At 47.7% G+C, this 17318-nt stretch carries 17 protein-coding genes; 8 read left to right on the top strand and 9 right to left on the bottom strand.

The window, feature by feature from the left end; genetic code table 11:
• Positions 1-46: 46 nt before the first annotated feature.
• The 5 genes from AC4IFB_RS03275 to AC4IFB_RS03295 form a co-directional block, all read right to left on the bottom strand.
• A complete protein-coding gene (locus AC4IFB_RS03275) occupies positions 47-1504 on the bottom strand; it encodes a hypothetical protein (RefSeq protein WP_490779375.1) in 1458 nt (485 codons plus the stop codon).
• 869 nt (positions 1505-2373) lie between these two features.
• Positions 2374-2895: a molybdenum cofactor biosynthesis protein B gene (gene moaB / locus AC4IFB_RS03280; RefSeq protein ID WP_490774754.1), complete on the bottom strand. Its 522-nt coding sequence runs from the start codon at positions 2893-2895 to the stop codon at positions 2374-2376.
• Positions 2896-2954: 59 nt separating this feature from the next.
• A complete protein-coding gene (locus AC4IFB_RS03285; protein WP_490779376.1) occupies positions 2955-3491 on the bottom strand; it encodes an HD domain-containing protein in 537 nt (178 codons plus the stop codon).
• A gap of 68 nt (positions 3492-3559) precedes the next feature.
• Positions 3560-5626 (bottom strand): sensor histidine kinase, encoded by a 2067-nt coding sequence (locus AC4IFB_RS03290; protein ID WP_490779377.1) that lies wholly within the window; start codon positions 5624-5626, stop codon positions 3560-3562.
• Positions 5627-5629: 3 nt separating this feature from the next.
• Positions 5630-7042, bottom strand: coding sequence for a sigma-54-dependent transcriptional regulator (locus tag AC4IFB_RS03295; RefSeq protein ID WP_490779378.1), 1413 nt, complete (start codon positions 7040-7042; stop codon positions 5630-5632).
• A gap of 450 nt (positions 7043-7492) precedes the next feature.
• Here AC4IFB_RS03295 and AC4IFB_RS03300 point away from each other — a divergent pair, with 450 nt between their 5' ends.
• From AC4IFB_RS03300 to moeA, 6 genes are read left to right on the top strand one after another with little or no spacing between them, the layout of a single operon-like run.
• Positions 7493-8347, top strand: a complete 855-nt coding sequence (locus AC4IFB_RS03300) for an ABC transporter substrate-binding protein (protein WP_490779379.1) — start codon at positions 7493-7495, stop codon at positions 8345-8347.
• A 4-nt stretch (positions 8348-8351) separates the two neighbouring features.
• Entirely contained in the window at positions 8352-9050 is a 699-nt protein-coding gene (locus AC4IFB_RS03305; protein ID WP_490779380.1) for an ABC transporter permease, read from the top strand.
• The gene (locus tag AC4IFB_RS03310) at positions 9050-9763 is read left to right on the top strand and encodes an ABC transporter ATP-binding protein (protein WP_490779381.1); all 714 of its coding nucleotides are present in this window, start codon (positions 9050-9052) and stop codon (positions 9761-9763) included. Before AC4IFB_RS03305 ends, AC4IFB_RS03310 begins: the two co-directional genes overlap by 1 nt.
• A complete protein-coding gene (gene mobA, locus AC4IFB_RS03315; protein ID WP_490779382.1) occupies positions 9760-10362 on the top strand; it encodes a molybdenum cofactor guanylyltransferase MobA in 603 nt (200 codons plus the stop codon). Before AC4IFB_RS03310 ends, mobA begins: the two co-directional genes overlap by 4 nt.
• Positions 10334-10951, top strand: coding sequence for a molybdopterin-guanine dinucleotide biosynthesis protein B (mobB, locus tag AC4IFB_RS03320; protein ID WP_490774762.1), 618 nt, complete (start codon positions 10334-10336; stop codon positions 10949-10951). Before mobA ends, mobB begins: the two co-directional genes overlap by 29 nt.
• Positions 10911-12200 (top strand): molybdopterin molybdotransferase MoeA, encoded by a 1290-nt coding sequence (gene moeA, locus AC4IFB_RS03325; protein ID WP_490779383.1) that lies wholly within the window; start codon positions 10911-10913, stop codon positions 12198-12200. The genes mobB and moeA overlap by 41 nt, the downstream gene beginning before the upstream one ends.
• 11 nt (positions 12201-12211) lie before the next feature.
• Here the strand turns inward: moeA and AC4IFB_RS03330 are convergent, their stop codons facing one another.
• Positions 12212-12655 (bottom strand): helix-turn-helix domain-containing protein, encoded by a 444-nt coding sequence (locus AC4IFB_RS03330; protein WP_490774764.1) that lies wholly within the window; start codon positions 12653-12655, stop codon positions 12212-12214.
• 92 nt (positions 12656-12747) lie between these two features.
• On the opposite strand from AC4IFB_RS03330, the gene AC4IFB_RS03335 reads away from it, so the two are divergent.
• Together AC4IFB_RS03335 and AC4IFB_RS03340 are read left to right on the top strand one after the other, a co-directional pair.
• A complete protein-coding gene (locus AC4IFB_RS03335) occupies positions 12748-12948 on the top strand; it encodes a hypothetical protein (protein WP_490774765.1) in 201 nt (66 codons plus the stop codon).
• A 75-nt stretch (positions 12949-13023) separates the two neighbouring features.
• The gene (locus AC4IFB_RS03340; protein ID WP_490779384.1) at positions 13024-13266 is read left to right on the top strand and encodes a hypothetical protein; all 243 of its coding nucleotides are present in this window, start codon (positions 13024-13026) and stop codon (positions 13264-13266) included.
• A 113-nt stretch (positions 13267-13379) separates the two neighbouring features.
• Here AC4IFB_RS03340 and AC4IFB_RS03345 read toward each other — a convergent pair whose 3' ends face one another.
• The 3 genes from AC4IFB_RS03345 to AC4IFB_RS03355 form a co-directional block, all read right to left on the bottom strand.
• Complete coding sequence (locus tag AC4IFB_RS03345) at positions 13380-14096, bottom strand: esterase/lipase family protein (protein WP_490779385.1); 717 nt, start codon at positions 14094-14096, stop codon at positions 13380-13382.
• Positions 14093-15466 (bottom strand): 1-acyl-sn-glycerol-3-phosphate acyltransferase, encoded by a 1374-nt coding sequence (locus AC4IFB_RS03350; protein WP_490779386.1) that lies wholly within the window; start codon positions 15464-15466, stop codon positions 14093-14095. Before AC4IFB_RS03350 ends, AC4IFB_RS03345 begins: the two co-directional genes overlap by 4 nt.
• 197 nt (positions 15467-15663) lie before the next feature.
• Positions 15664-17318, bottom strand: a 1655-nt coding sequence (locus tag AC4IFB_RS03355) for a VCBS domain-containing protein (protein ID WP_490779387.1), incomplete at its 5' end; no start/stop codon positions are given.

Genomic DNA, 17318 nt, shown 5'->3' on the forward strand with positions numbered 1-17318 from the left:
ACCATCATTCACTATGTTGTTGTGTCATTATTGTCTTCTACAACAGTTACCAACTGAGACTCATCATACAGTGCTCATAATCAATGTCTGTCGATGTACTATTTTCAACTGAGTTAAGTTGAAGACTATATGAAACGCATAGTCTGTTTTCATCATTTATTACGATGTAGCCATCCAATGCGTTGCTTGGATCTACACCTGGGTTGACAATCTGAAGATGATGACCTGTTACACCATCTGACATCGTCTCTTCACCTAAATCAGTGTATGTTCCGTCATCTTCTACACTGACATCGGAATGCTCTCCATCACCTGAGCAATCACCAGTCTGAAAGTTGACCTGTGATTTAACCATGCTGTTATCTTCAGTGAATTTATACACATTGTTATAACTTGCACTCCCATCGTCATTTGCGTAACAGAGGTATTGCGCAAACCAGAGTTGATTTTTATAGTCATCACTCACAGGATCAGGTGTTGGATCTGGATCAGGCGTTGGATCGACATCATCCGCCATACTATGGAAGGTCAGACAGTGATCGTAATCCATACTGGAGCCATCACCCTGATCAATATCAAACCATTCTGTATCAATCGCTACATTATTTGAAAAACAGAGGGTATTGCTGTCTCTCAAATTGAAGTAGGCATCCGCTGATTCTCTATCATCTTCTGGATCATCTTCCTCCTCAATATCATCACACCAATCGCCTTCGTCTTCTTCATCATCACCCTCTTCCCAATCATCTTCGCCTGGGTAATCTGGCTCTGTTGGGATTGGCGGTTCAGGTGGTGGTTCATCTGAGACAGCAGTGGCTGATACAGGCGCATCAGTTGTAGATTCTGATTCTGCTTCACCAGAGCCGCAGTCATCCCAATCGATCATATCCCAATCTTCATAAATGATATCAAAGTGGATTTCGTAACCATCTGTTCCGTCTGGTAGTGTGGCACTGTTACCTACTGCATAGGTCAAGGTAACATATTCATTGGCTTCAGGGGCTACGATGCCATCGACTGGGGTTACACAACTCGCATCTTCATAATATTGAGTTCCAGTTAATATCTCTCCATCGACACCAAATTGATATAGGCGTCTTAAGTGGGTCTCGTTATCATAGTCAACGCATGTTGCACTCATCCATATTTTGCCAGAAATTTCGTTCTCTGTTACTGGATCACTCTCATCATCTGATGGATTATCAGGGTCTGTATCCTCTTCATCATCGGAAGAGTTGTCATCATCACTATCTGGTGGGTTATCGCTGTCACCTTTTTGATCATCTGGCGTTGTAGTATCGTCATTGTCTCCCTTATCAGGTGTCGTACCACCATCGCCCTCCCCGTTATCAGTAACATTGTCACCTTCACCATTGGTTTCACTTTCTGTATTGGGGTTGGAGCCGTCATCATCGCCTCCCCCGCCGCCGCCACAACCTCCGAGAGCCATGGAGATCACGAGAGGCAGGGCAAGCAGAGCATAGGGTATGTTTACTTTCTTCATAACAATCCTTGTATATGTAATCGGTTTAATTAAGATTTTGGATCATATGCGATAAGATCTTAAGTTTTCAGGCGCAGGCTGAAGACCATCAAAACGAAAATGGTTAGTATTGAAAATGGAATGTGCTGGAACGTCATCTATAAAAACTCCCTTTTCTTAGATGCGATTTGATTTTTGGAATGTTGCTATAGCTTCCGCTGTTAATCAACCATTCTTGTTGTGCCTCTCTGGTGAGACTATATGGGTTAGAGTGATTGGCAAATTAGGGATTACCCTAGTTATCGCTGTTCATATTCAAAAAAGTGCACTTAAATCACAGTGTGTTTTATTTAAATGTTGATTTGATTATTTCATGTAACTTAAATTATTGCTCTTTTCAGCCCGTAGCCTGGATGGAGTGCTACGGAATCCGGGGGAACAGTGCGCCGATCTCCCCGGATTACGTTGCACTCCATCCAGGCTACATTACTAATTTTTTTGTCGATATTTAATATCAACCACGGAATGCACTGAATACTCGGAAAACAATTCTATATTTGTATATGGTGTTTATATGCAGATAAGGGTTTCAATTAACTCCCACTCCCACGAGGAGGGTGATGTAAAATGCAAGCCGTGTATATTTGTAAATAGTCCGTAGCCTGGATGAAGTGCAACGGAATCCGGGGGTGCAGTGCGCCGATCTTCCCGGATTACGTTACACTCCATCCAGGCTACATTTACTTTTTTATTGAATAAATTATATGTTGTTATACTCTGAATTTTAATTGGACAAATCTACGATGAACCCTCTTTTTTCCCTTAATGGTGCGGCAGGGCCACACCCTACTTTGGTGAATCTGTTTTGATCTCGATGAGGATAATCTGATTCAGGTCTCTAATAATCTGGGCATTAGCTCAACCAGGTTACAGGGCCGTGTTCTGTAGTCGAGCTGGGCTGAAATCAACTTACTCCACCCATCCATGCAGGCACCAGTTGATCCTGGCAGGCAGAAGATGAAAGTGCCATTGGCTACACCAGCCAATGTGCGAGATTGCATTGTTGATGTACCAATGGTTTCAAAAGATAAAACCCGAAACATCTCACCAAAACCGTCAATCACTTTATCCAATAAGGGGGCGACTGCTTCCGGAGTGCCATCCCTGCCGGTCAAACCGGTACCCCCTGTGGTGATAACCACTTGCACATCAGGATTGGCAATCCATTCTGAAACCACTGCCCGGATCGCATAACGGTCATCAGGCACAATTCTTTTATCTGCCATTTTGTGGCCATCTTTTTCCAATAAACTCTTCAGTTTTTGACCCGATTTGTCATTCTCTTCCGTGCGGGTGTCGGAAACGGTCATCACACTGATATTCAGGGGTATAAACTGATGTTCATTACTCATTCTTAAAGACTCCTGGATCTTGATTCGTGGTGCTGTTTTATAGTTCTGTAACTCAATAATTAATTCGGACGCTTTGCGTATATTGCGTCAAATAGTTCTTCAAGCTGCTGATGTGTCCCTCTCAAGCCATCGATTACATCTCTGGCCCAATCAAAGTAGGATTGCCTTCTCACCAGATCCCAACCTATGGGTGGGCTCAGATGCACATCACGTAGATTGGCAATTTTATCAGCAAGCTTTACCAGCTTTGCTTTGAATGAGAGATCAGGGGCATGATCTATCTGCATCGCTTTGCGTTCGAGTTTAGAGAGTGTCTTGTCATCAGTCACTTCCATCACCAATCCTGCGATAACCAGACCGAACTCTCTCTCAATCTCTTCAACTGTGGTATCTGTATCCTCAATGGTATCATGCAGCAGGGCCGCTATCAGGGTCTCAGCATCATATACGCCGGCTTCGTTGACCAATATATCCATCAATACGATCGGATGATTGACATAGGGCGTTGCCTGCACATCTTTACGGCGCTGGTCACGATGTTTTCGTGCCGAGAAGAGCAGTGCTCTGGTAATGAGTGGTAGTTGATTATTATCCAATGTTACACCTGTAAAATCGCTAAGTATGTCATTTGCTGCGGTAAGTCCGTTAACCCTCAGCCGGTCTACTAGTTTTGCATCTCTAACCAGACACGCTCCTGTTCAACAAGTTTCCCCTCTTTATAGAGCCAAATGGTAAATACAGACCCCTCACCCAATTCTGATTCGACACTGATATCGCCACCATACTTTTTGATCAGACTATAGCTGACAGAGAGCCCTAAACCTGTACCCTCTCCTGCACTCTTTCCACTATTGAAGGGGTTGAAAATAGATCTCAGCTGATCCTGAGCTATGCCGTTGCCATTGTCGATCACCTCGATCGCCACCCCACCATCATTCCAATCATAACTTCTCAGAGATACGGTGCCTGCCCCCTTCTCCAGGGCGTGTACTGCGTTAACTACAAGATTCACCAAAACTTGTTGCAACTCTTGTGGGTTTATCTTTACTTCATGAGTTGCTTTTAAATCCAACTCAATTTCAAAATCTGTTTTACTACGCAGATGCCGTACTAATACAAGGGTATGCTCTATGACTTCATTGACATTGATCAAAGAGATTTCTTCATCTATCTGATCGGGACGGGCATATTGCAACAAGCTGTTGATAATATCCTTGATACGAAAGATCTGCTCGATCACCAGATCGATTTCATGTTTAACCGGATCAGCAGCCGAGCCTAATTCAGCTACCAGCAAATCGAGATTACCCAACATAACAGCTGTCGGGTTATTGATTTCATGGGCAACACCTGCGGTCAACTCTCCCAATGCCGCCAGCTTTTCTGCATTGATCAGTTGAGCCCTGGTCTCTTCCAGGGTCTGGATCGTTGTCAGTAGCCTGTTGTTTTTCAACTTCAATTCAGCTGTCCGCTCATCCACCTTCTCTTCAAGCTGATCTGCCCACTGCTGCATCTCTTGATTGCGTTCCTGTAGCAGATCCAACAGCAGGTCTAACTCTCTGGCCAGATCCCCTATTTCATCAGTGGATGCGATATAGCCGATGCGTCTGGTCTGTCCCTCCCGGGTAGCACGTACAACACTCATCATCATTTCCAGCGGTTTGAAAATTGACTTTGCACCCCTGATCGATAGCCATGACGAGAACAACATCAATACCAGAAAGAACAGAACTAAAACAAAGAGTGCCTGCCATAGGGTGTTGCGTGATGGCGCTTCAAGAAAACCGGCATACAACATTCCGACCCGCTCACCATTCACATCGATAATGGGCTGATAGGCGGAGATATACCAGTCGTTCACAACAAAGGCCCGGTCTATCCATATTTTTCCATGATCGAGAACCTGGGTTCTCACCTCATTGGAGACCCGCGTACCCTGGGCTCGCTCATTTGGTGAACGAGGTACATTGGTGGTAATTCTTACATCGTCAAGAAATACAGTGACTGTACCGATACTGCCTTCGGGTAGACTTCCAGGGCCATAGACAAGGTCCCTAATGGTATCAACGAATTTAAAATTACCATTCAACAGAACACCACCATCCAGTACAGCAACCACCTCTCCTCTGGAGTTTTTAACCGGATAGAGTGCCCTGATCATCATCCCCCGCTCTTCTACCTGTTGAGCTGAAGGTCTGGCCCGGGGGGTCGCAAGCAGCGGCATTGCAACCTTGCTGGCCAATCCTGGTGATTGTGCCTCCAGATCCTCAGCGGAGAATATCTCTATCTCAACTTTAGCTGATCCCTGTAGTGCAACGAGTAGTGATGGAGAGGGGTGTGCCCTTTGTGGCTCTGTTGTATCGGACTTGAACAGTAGCTTGGCATCCTTACCCAGTAGATGCAGATATGAGAAGCCGTGATCCTCCTGTATCTTTTCAAGTTGCCTTTTGATAACCGTGCTACTACTCGATTCAAAAGCGGTATTGAAGATATAGGACTCTGCCAACCGCTCCAGTGTATTAAGATAATCTTCCTGCAGACGGTAAAAGTTATCCTCAGCGACTGATAGATCGGTATTGACCTTAATGAATAGCTGTTCGTAGCTGAACTGAGAACCCCAGTAGATCGCCAAACCCAATGCAATCGGCATGATCAGCAGAATGGGAAACAGAACCAGCACCAGCATTTTGTAACGCAAGGTGCTTTGTATGATCCGGATGAGTTTCAGCACGGATCAGGCTATACCCCAAGCTTGCGCTTTGCGCTCTAGCGTCTTACGGGAGATACCCAGTACCCGTGCTGCCGCTGATTTATTTCCATTATTCAGTTCTAATACTTTGAGAATATGTCGCTTCTCCACCGACTCAAGCAGTTGTGATGCTTCTGTCTGTTTGGGCGCAGCCTGACCTTGCTCTATTTCGGTGCCTGTTATGCAGAGACTCGGAGATTGATTTAACAGCAAACTGCGCTCAATCACATTTTTCAATTCACGCACATTGCCTGGCCAATCATAGTGCAGCAGCATCTCGATCTCATTTTCTCCCAAATGGGGCACTTCGATGCCAAGCTCTGAAGCCAGGGTGTTGATAAAGTGGTTTGCCAGAAGTGGAATATCTTCACGTCGCTCACGTAGAGCAGGAATGCGTAAAGATAGAACATTGAGTCGATAATAGAGGTCTTCCCGAAATCCCCCCCGCTGAACTTCATCACCCAGATCCCGATTCGTCGCGGCTATGATACGCACATTAATGGGAACCTCTCGATTTGATCCAACCGGGCGAATAGTTCGCTCTTCGAGTGAGCGCAACAGGTGCGCCTGCATTGAGAGGGGCATCTCGCCGATCTCATCAAGAAAAAGGGTTCCCCCATTTGCATAGGTGAAGAGGCCATCTCTGGATAGATGCGCGCCAGTGAAAGCGCCTTTTACGTGACCAAATAGTTCACTCTCCAGCAACTCAGCAGACATTGCTCCGCAGTTGACTGGCACAAAGCTACCTGACCTTCCGCTTAAATCATGGATCGCCCGTGCTGCCAGCTCTTTGCCCGTTCCTGACTCACCTTCGATCAACACTGTTGAGGGCATGGGTGCAACCCGCTTCACTACGCCACACAAGGCGTGCATCTGTTTACACTCACCAATAATTCCCGAACTGTCATAGATCTGATCAACCTGCCGACGCAGTACAAAGTTCTCCCTCTGCATCTTCTGGCGTTCCAGGTAGCGCTCTACTGAGGCAACCATCTGCTCCATACGGAATGGTTTCATAATAAAGTCTTCAGCGCCTGCTCTAAGTGCTGAGATAGCTGTTTCCAGGTCTGCATGGGCGGTCATAAAGATAACCCCTGTGTTGCCACCCTGCTGCCGAAGCTCTCTTACCCATTCAACCCCCCCGGTACGACCTGGTAGACGAATATCGGTGATGATCAGATCAAAGTGGCAGTGTTGTCTCAGCTCTTCTGCGGAAGCCACGTCCTTGGCTGTTTCAACCAGTCCAAAAAAGCGCCTGAGGCCTTTTTGTAAAAAACTCAGAATACCTGGCTCATCATCAACAATGAGCACTGAAGTCATGCGGGAAGTACCCCCCTCCTTGTGAGGAAATGTTGTGGGCTCAATCCCTGCCACAAGCTCATCAGTTTTTATATTCATCGATCACTGTTCAAGTTCAGCTATGGATTTGACCAGTCGGCTGTGTCCCTTAGTGAGACAAAATGACTAACTCAAAGTGTGTCATTCTGGGAACATTTGTCTCAATTTTGGATTCCCTTGAACAACGAAGGGAGAAACTGACGGTCATCGAATGCAGAATTTGTTTTTATAGTCCTGCCATCACTAAATAGTAGTCAATACAAAACCAATTACTATTGCAAATACCATGACAACAGCAGCAGATCTGTATGGCACTACTTTTGCAGCGTATTTCATTATTGCTACGCCTTGCTGGTTTTTTTTCAGTCATTGAGGCGCATGGACTACTGAAAATCAAGACGGAACGCTAACCCGACTAAGAATTTTGGACGTTAAACTGAAAGATAGAGCCAATCAACCATAAAAATAATCTGTTATTTCAATCGATTGAATACCCGATGAGGACTCATAATGAATAATGCGATAGCAAAGCACTTTCTCAAGCCGCTGTTGGTCTGTCTACTGCTCAGCATGGGCACTGTCCATGCCGATAGTGATCACAACATCAGACTGGCCACCACTACCAGTACAGATAATTCAGGACTGCTAACTGCACTACTCCCGGAATTCCAAGCTGATACAGGATACAACGTGCATGTTATTGCGGTAGGAACAGGTAAAGCATTGCGTATGGGACGTGATGGGGATGTGGATGTGGTGTTGGTACACGCCCGTGCTGCAGAAGATGAATTTGTAAGTCAGGGGCATGGTGATAAACGTTATGGTGTTATGTATAACGATTTCGTCCTGGTAGGCCCTAAGGAGGATCCTGCAGGGATCGCAAATGCCAAGGATGTGACTGATGCCCTAAAACGGCTTGCTGACCACTCTGCAACCTTTGTATCCAGAGGTGACGATTCAGGCACCCATAAAAAGGAGCTTGGCCTATGGAAAAAAGCAGGGGTAACTGCAACAGGATCATGGTATCGGGAAGCTGGCCAGGGCATGGGGAAAGTACTCCAGATCGCTGCAGAGATGAACGCCTACACCCTTACTGACCGGGGCACCTGGTTGGCTTATGAGAAAAAGTCCCCGCTGAAAATCAGTTTTGAGGGTGACCCACTGCTATTTAACCCATACGGCATCATTGCAGTGAACCCCCAAAAGTATCCGGATATTAACCACAAAGGCGCCCAGCAACTGATTCGCTGGCTTATCTCACCAGAGGGGCAGGAGCGCATCAATAATTTCCGTATTGGCGATAATCGCCTGTTTACACCTTCTGCCGATGCAGGAGAGTTTGCATCATTCAACCACAGCAAATGATGTTATGGAGAGACTGACAACCACTACGCTGGCAGCCCTGGAGCTGCTGTTCAGTGGCAATCCTGAACTGTGGGAAATTATTGCAATCTCCTTTCAGGTCTCCGGGATTGCCATCCTGGTGGCTACTCCGCCAGCGTTGTTGGTCGCCTTTGTACTCAGTTATTACCACTTTCCAGGTAGAAGGCTACTGATCTCCCTTAACAGCACGTTACTCTCTGTACCTGCTGTTGTGGTTGGTTTGACCCTGTTCATTCTGCTCTCCCGGCAGGGCCCCCTTGGAGAGTGGAAACTGTTGTTCACCCAGACCGCGATGATACTTGGTCAGATCGCCCTCGCATTCCCGATCCTTGTCGCCATGGGGCACTCTGCTCTGCAAGCCTGTGACAGACGCGCCTGGGAGACAGCCCGCACTCTGGGTGCCAACCCATTTCGGGCACTGTTAACGATTATGCGGGAAGCCAGATTTGGTTTGATGGCGGCCCTACTTGCAGCCTATGGGCGGATCATTGCAGAGGTTGGGGCATCAATGATGCTTGGCGGTAACATCCTGCACTACACGCGCAATATACCAACCGCCATCGCCCTGGAGTCGAGTAAAGGAGAGTTTGCCCAGGGCATAGCCTTAGGTCTTGTGTTACTTGTGCTGGCCTTCTCTCTCAACGCCTTCCTACAGCACTTTCAAGGAAAGGGGCAACCTGCCTGATGGTTATACCAAAAACTTTTAAAGTTCACGCCTTAAAGAAGCACTTTGCCAAGCGACAGGTTTTACATGAGATCAGTTTCTCACTTGAATCAGGTCACACCCATCTTCTGAGTGGTGACAACGGCGCTGGTAAATCTACCTTATTGCGTATCCTCGCGGGACTTGAAAAACCAGACACTATCCAGCTTGACCTTGGCAGAGGGGTACGTTGCTGGCGAAGTATCAAGAAGGAACTTCAACACCACACACTCTATCTGCATCAACACCCCTATATGTTCGATGGCACAGTAAACTACAACCTGAACTATGCAATTTCTGAAAAGCTTACAAAGCAGGAACGCAAACAGCAGATTGATGAGGCCCTGGAGTGGGCTGACCTGAAGGATCTCGCCAATTCCCCTGCAAAATCACTTTCTGGCGGTGAAAAACAACGCGTCTCTCTGGCTCGAGCCTGGTTGAGAAAACCTGCCATTCTGCTGCTTGACGAACCCACAGCCAATCTGGATCATGAATCTAGACAACGTACTCTCAGCTTGTTGGAGGCGCTCAAAAACAGTGGCTCTGCCATGTTGCTGGCCAGCCACGACCCGATGCACTTTCCATCTTTGATCGATCAGCATCTGCATCTGGATCAGGGTAAACTGATACGCATTAACGAGCAGAATCTGCCGATAGACGACACAGCCCATCCCAGCTTCAGGAGTACCGCATGAACAGTCGGCCTAATTTCACTGCAGTCATATTAGCTGGCGGCCGGGGAAGCCGCATGGGCGGCAGTGACAAGGGTCTGGTTCAGCTGGATGGCAAACCGCTGATTGAACATGTCATCTCTGCCATTGCCCCCCAGGTACAACAACTGGTTATCAATGCCAATCGCAATATTCCCGACTATCAGAAATATGGCTATCCGGTCATTCGAGATGAACTGAGTGGATACCAGGGGCCTTTGGCCGGCATCTTTGCCGCACTGGAATTTATCGATAGTCCGGATCTGATAACTGTACCCTGTGACGGTCCCAGACTGCCCGAAGACCTGGTAGAGAGACTGGCATCCGCTCGACAAAGTGAGGATGCAGATATTGCTGTCGCATACGATGGCAAGCGCCTGCAACCGGTATATGCACTGATTCCGACAAGAGTGCAACAGAGTTTGCAGCACTATCTAGACGGGGGCGACCGAAAAATCGATCTTTGGTATGCCCAACACAAGATGGCCATGGCGGACTTCTCAGATATTCCAGAGACTTTTATGAACATCAATACGCCAGAAGATCGGAACGAACTTGAACAACCCCGCTCAGCACAGCAGTGAGACTACAGGGATGATCGACTATCCAATCCCCCTGCTTGGCTTCAGTGCCTTCAGTGGCACGGGTAAAACCACCCTGCTGACAAAACTTCTGCCGATACTCAAAAAGGACGGTCTGCGAATTGCTGTGGTTAAACATGCCCAACACCAGTTCGAGATCGATCACCCTCAAAAGGATAGCTATGAGCTGCGCAAGTCTGGCGCAGCCCAGATGCTGGTCGCCTCCAGGGGGCGGATGGCGTTGATATCGGAGACAGATGACAGCAACGAACCCAGTCTGCAATCCACACTGCCACACCTCGATCATCGCGCACTGGATCTGGTGCTGGTTGAAGGCTTCAAACAGGCAGCCATTCATAAAATCGAACTGCACCGGCCCAAACTGGGCAAACCTCTGCTTTGCCTCAGTGACCCCAACATCATTGCCATCGCCACTGATGAGGCGATATGCTCTCTACCAGATGAGTTACCGGTTTTGGATTTAAACCAACCGGATGCAATTGCAAACTTCATTCGCCAACAGCTCTATCGATTCGGAGAACGTCCAATCCATGACCCCACAAGCCACCGATCCTCAAGCCAGCTGCGCTGATCCCGAGCAATCCACAACCCTCCGAGTCACTGCAGCCAGAGAGGCGATTCAGACAGGTATTCAGCCAATAGTCACCACCCAGAGGCTGGCGCTGAGGGAGGCGTTAGGTCGGGTATTGGCAGAAGATATCATCTCCCCCATTGATGTACCGGGACACACCAATTCTGCTATGGATGGTTATGCCCTTATCGGGGAAGATCTACAATCTGGCAGGGTAGAAAAGTTTAAGCTGATTGGCACAACAGTAGCCGGTAAACCTTTTCAAACCCAATGCGGTAAAGGTGAATGCGTGCGCATTATGACTGGCGCCCCTATACCCGCTGGCAGCGATACGGTGATCATGCAGGAGCAGGCAAAGCTCGATGAGCATGATATGGTCAGTTTTACCTCTCAACATAAACCTGGTCAGAATGTACGCCATGCAGGAGAGGATATCCCCAAGGGCAGCTCAGTACTGCAACCCGGCAGACGTTTGACAGCTGCTGATCTGGGCGTATTGGCATCCCTTGGCTTCGGTGAAGTCAGCGTCAGGCGTAAACCTCGCATCGCTTTTTTCTCCACAGGAGATGAGTTGCGCGGCCTTGGAGAGACCCTCTCAGAGGGTGATGTCTACGACAGCAACCGTTATAGCCTGTATGGCATGCTCAAAGAGTGTGGCGCAGAGCTGTTGGACATGGGGGTGATCAAAGATGATCCGCAAGCCTTACGCCAGGCATTTCAGACCGCAGCCGAGGAGGCGGATATAGTAATCTCCTCAGGTGGTGTTTCTGTGGGAGAGGCAGACTACACCAAAAAAATCCTGCAACAGTTGGGTGAGATTCATTTTTGGAAAATCGCCATGAAGCCTGGTCGACCTCTGGCATTTGGCAAACTGGGTGAAACCCTCTTTTTTGGGCTACCCGGCAACCCAGTGGCGGTGATGGTCACCTTCTACCAGTTCGTGCTTCCGGCGATTCACTATCTTGCCACCGGCAAGCCCTATCACCCCTTCACCCTCTCTGCGGTTTGCAGCAACAATATCCGCAAAAGAGCGGGGCGTTATGAATTTATCCGGGGTGCATTTGTATCGGGTAGTGATGGAGCGATTTCGGTTGAATCCGTGGGGCAGCAGGGATCGGGTATCCTCACTTCAATGAGTCGAGGTAACTGTTTCATACTACTGCCGGAAAGCTGTGCCGGCGTTGCAGAGGGTGAGCGGGTGGAGATACAGCCCTTCTCATACCTTGCGCTTGATCCAGTGGCTGGATAGGAAAAATCTGATCAACTGCCCTTTTCAAAACAGTTCAGCAACCGTTCCAGAGTTGCCCACTCCTCATCCTTCAGCTTTCCGTTGAGTGCGGCCCGCTCAATTTTCGCCACAACCTCACGGGTTTTCGGCGACAGTCTCTGATTCATCTGGCGTACAGACATCAACAGGGTTTCGAGATTATCGCCATCGGATACGGCTGTCTGTGTGCGTCCTTTAAGCTTGGGATACTGATACTCCACACCATCCACCGGATGTTGCACATCCATATACCCCTCCGGTAGATCCATACCCGCCTCTATCCGCCTGGCAACCACATCACCCATGTTTCTCCTGCCTGTAACCATCTGGCTCACATGGGCCGGAGTCAATCCAACCTGTTCTGAGAACTCCCTCTGGGAATGGAAGCAGGCGATCTGTTCCACTAGATTGGCTTTCCGTATCGTCTTGATATTCATTATTCGTGAATAATAGCAACTTGCTATAGATCAAGCCATGTACATATTGCTATATTTTTAGCATCAAGCTAAAATGCCTGGGCAATATGGATATGAAAACTTTTATAGAAATGGAAGGTCGTGAAGCTGCCAGACGTTTAGCTGTCAAAAGTGGCACCAAATATATCTATCTAACACAGATCGCCTCTGGTTTCAGAAAGCCCAGTGGTCGATTGACCCTGTTGCTCGAACGCTACTCACAGGGCAAGCTGACCCGCTTCGAATTGCGACCCGACCTATATCCAAAAGAGTAGATTGTTAACAAGTGCTGAAGTTCTCCTCCAACTTAAAACCGAAGCACCTTAGAAAGGAAAAATAGTATTTACAAAATGGAACTCTCTAAAAAATATCCGACTCATTCAAATAGATTGAAGCGTTATTGTAATGAGTTTTCAGAATTTAATGACCGCTGTGAGCAACTCTGTAATGCATTTGAGCATATCGCAACGCACCATGACACTATCAGCAGTTTTGCCGTGAGAGGTATGAAGCAGAATGCCTTGTGGTTAAAAAGACGGATGAAAGAGATGGAACAGAAATTGGAAACATTGTGTGAAGAAGTATGCCAATAAAAAACAGTTAATCACTGCTAATGCGCCATTAATCCTTCTGTTGTGGATTGTTGATGCAGCTGATGAATACTCCCCCTCTCCCCCAGCCCCTCTCCCGCAAGGGGCGAGGGGAGCTACTCTACCTTCCTATCAAACACACCATGATGTAAAAAGAACACCACCTGCCGAATAACCTCATCATCCCGCATAATGAACATATGCTCTGCCTTAACCAACAGGAAATCTTTCATCTCTAACATCTTGGTCCGTTCAACAGCCACCTTGCCATCATCTTTACCAGGAATCTCAGGCAGAAACCAGGTTACCCCCTCTTTCTCTCCAGCAATAATTCCAATCTCACCATCGATGGGTTTAAGTTTGTTGGGCAGACTGTTGTCATCTGTACCCAGAACCTGGCCAGCCGGCCCTAGAATCATCTTATAGAAAATATCATCTTTCATCTCATCAGTGATTTCACTGCCTTTATTGGGGGGTGCCAACATCACGATTCGACCCAGTTTATCAATCTGATGATCCTGCAAATAATATCTTACGAGAATACCGCCCAGGGAATGGGTGACAAAATGGATCTTTTGACTCTGTTTGCTGTTGCAGAAGGCAAGGCCTGACTCAATCGCCGGTGCAGTAACTTCATTCACACTTTGAGTAAGACTGGGATAGCTCTCATTCCATACATGATAACCCTGTTCTTCCAACGCCTCTTCAATCAGTCCTAATGATAGGGAAGAGCGACCCAAGCCGTGCAGAAGAACAACACACTCATTCTGTGATCCCAGTGTGGTAGGTATATAAAGCAAGAGTAGTGAACAAAGAAAAAGTCGTTTCATCATCTATTAGACAATCGATTGGCAATTCGTACCATTCTGGCCAACTCTCTTTCCAGTTCCTGGCGTTTGTGGCGAAGATATGCCTTCAGGTTACGCTTACGCAGAAAAAGCAGAAACACCCGAATATTTTCCAGGATTCGCTGCTTTTCACCGCGTACCAGCAGGGCAACTGCTGAGCTGACAACCAGTGTAGAGATATATAACAGCATCCACTTCCAACCATAATAGTTAAATACCAGAAAGGTCTGCAAGCCCCAAAAGAAGGTAAAAGAGAACAATCCCAAAATCATTTTGGTGGTGTCATGTTGATTGGTTCCCTTAGCGAAATGGTGGGAGAGACGTTTTGCCAACTGATAGGGAATATAACTGTTAATGATGCCCCACAAGGCAACCGGAAAAACGACCAGTAACATCCAGGTCATTCGCAATAGGTAGAGCCCGATCAATGTGGGTTTGTAATCAACTGACAGGTGATAGTCCTTCACGCCACAATGCTGACATATTTTTTCGAACTGCTTTAACTGAGTGATCAATGCACGGACTTTATCAGGCTCGTAATTCCTGAGTAATCGCTGGGCGTCAATGAGACGCTGTTGGGTACGGAATCGTTGTTGCAGATTACGATGATGATATTTACCATGACGAAATGCGAAGAAATTCTCAATTCGGGCAACCAGGTTAATCTCTTCCCAACTCTCTGCATTTAGAGTGACCGACTCCAGACCGACACGGATTCGATCAGTCAATTCAATCACACTCTCTTCTTGAGTGTTCTCTTCATCAAAATCCAGGCTGAGCGACTCACCAAACTGAACCAATACCGCACTGCGGAATTGCCCCTTTTGCGGGAAAGTCAGACCGACAGGAATCACGGCTGGTTTATATCCTGCTACTTGGATCGTTTCCAACGCCATTCGAGCTGCGCCAGTTTTCAGCTCTGTCAGCTGAGGTATGTCATGACTCTGCCCTTCAGGAAAGATAATCAGGGCCTCACCCTTGGCCAGCAACGCATAGCACAGGGAAAAGGTCTCTCTGTTTTTTGAAGTGTCAGCACCCGGATCTCCACGACGAAAAATGGGGACCGCACCCATTCCCTGCAGGATAGGTTTCAGTAGAGGATTACTAAACAATCCACTTCGCGCCAGTGGACGGATGGGCTTTCGGGTTGCAGCCTGCAAAACCACTGCATCGGCAAGAGCATTAACGTGATTTGCGCATAATATAATGCCTTGCTTTTCAGGCAGATTCTCAATACCGGAGACTTCAAACCGTTGGTAAAAAATCTTTACAACAAGCCGACAGAAACCTTGCCAGCTCTTTTCAAACCAGGTTAACGTCCCTTGTACAGAATCTATTGACTGCTCTTTTCCCATGGTGGGTCAAGAGTATCATGTCAATGAGATGGAGTGCAGCCACCCTTCATGCTTTCAAATCACACCGAAATACCATGTAGCAATCCGTCACGTTGAAATAATTTATTAACCCGGCGACTAAGTATGTCGTCTTCAGGGTTAATAGGTGTTAGGTATTTAGCGAAACGAATCCTATTTTATCCATAGAGGATAACTCACTACCACTCAAGACCTTCCACACCATCACCAGTCAATTCGGAGCCGTCTGACAATCCAGCTTCGCCGCTTGTGTCAGGATTAACAGAGAGTGCATTGTCTGCCATTTCATATTGAGCTTGCTCGCTATCTTCTAACGCTGCCCATGGATCTGAGGGGTCGGCATTCGAATCCGCATCAGAACCCTGCTGGACAACGTCGGCCCAGCCATCGCCTCCCCCCTCATCAAAGTAGTCGGCACCATCGAATGGGTCTTCCACCGTCTCACCGCTAACATCACCTCTTTCATCTCGGTCATGGGACTCATCTCTATCCTCTCGCTCGCCTCGGCCACGGTGCTCTTCTCGATCTTCTCGATCACCTCGGCCACGGTGCTCCTCACGATCTTCTCTATCGCCTCGACTACGGTTCTCTTCTCGATCTTCGCGTTCACCTCGACCTTGGTGCTCTTCACGATCTTCTCGATCACCTCGACCACGGTTCTCTTCACGATCTTCTCTATCGCCTCGACTACGGTTCTCTTCTCGATCTTCTCGATCGCCTCGACCACGGTTCTCCTCACGATCTTCTCTATCGCCTCGGCCACGGTTCTCCTCACGATCTTCTCGATCGCCTCGACCACGGTTCTCCTCACGATCTTCTCTATCGCCTCGGCCACGGTTCTCCTCACGATCATCTCTATCGCCTCGGCCATGGTGCTCTTCTCGATCTTCCTTATCACCCCGACCTTGACGTTCTTCTCGATCTTCCCTGTCACCTCGGCCTTGATGTTCTTCTCGATCTTCCCTGTCGCCTCGACCTTGGCGTTCTTCTCGATCTTCCCTGTCACCTCGGCCTTGATGCTCTTCTCGATCTTCCTTATCGCCTCGACCTTGGCTTTCTTCTCGATCTTCCCTGTCACCTCGGCCTTGGTGCTCTTCGCGATCTTCTCGATCATCCCGGCCACGGTCCTCATCGCGTTCTTCCCGTTCCTCTTCTACAAATTCAGAGTCACTGTCTAAACCCTGTATATTTAAGGTCAACGTAGTCTCTGCAGTACCGCCCTGGTCATCAGTAACAGTTACAGGCACTTCTATAGTTTCAGTTTCACCAGCACCCAATTCTTCATAACTGGAAGCATCGAAGCTATACGACCCGTCTTCATTTACAATAAGACCTTCTACTTTTGAAGTGGTTGAAAAAGTCAGCGACGCACCTTCTGCCAGATCCACATCACTTGCTTCCAGCTGTCCAGTTACAAGTTCACCTTCATCTACTGAAGACTTTTGAGCTTCAGCAACTGGCGTATCATTGGTTCCAGTAACAGTAATTGTCAGGGTGGTCTCTGCGGTAGCACCTTGATCATCAGTTACGGTTACAGGTACTTCTATAGTTTCAGTTTCTCCAGCACCCAATTCTTCATAACTGGAGGCATCAAAACTGTATGAACCATCTTTATTGACAGTAAGTCCTTCAACATCGGATTCAGTTGAAAATGACAATGTTGCACCATCAGTCAGGTCAACGTCGCCCCCATCAAGCTGTCCTTTTACAACAGCCCCATCATCCACTGAAGTCTCTGCTGCTGTCACCGTAGGCAGGTCGTTGGTTCCATTTACTGTGATGGTTAGTGTCGTCTCAGCTGCACCGCCCTGGTCATCAGTAACCGATACAGGCA

Source organism: Candidatus Thiodiazotropha sp. AKIB8, from assembly GCF_058244675.1.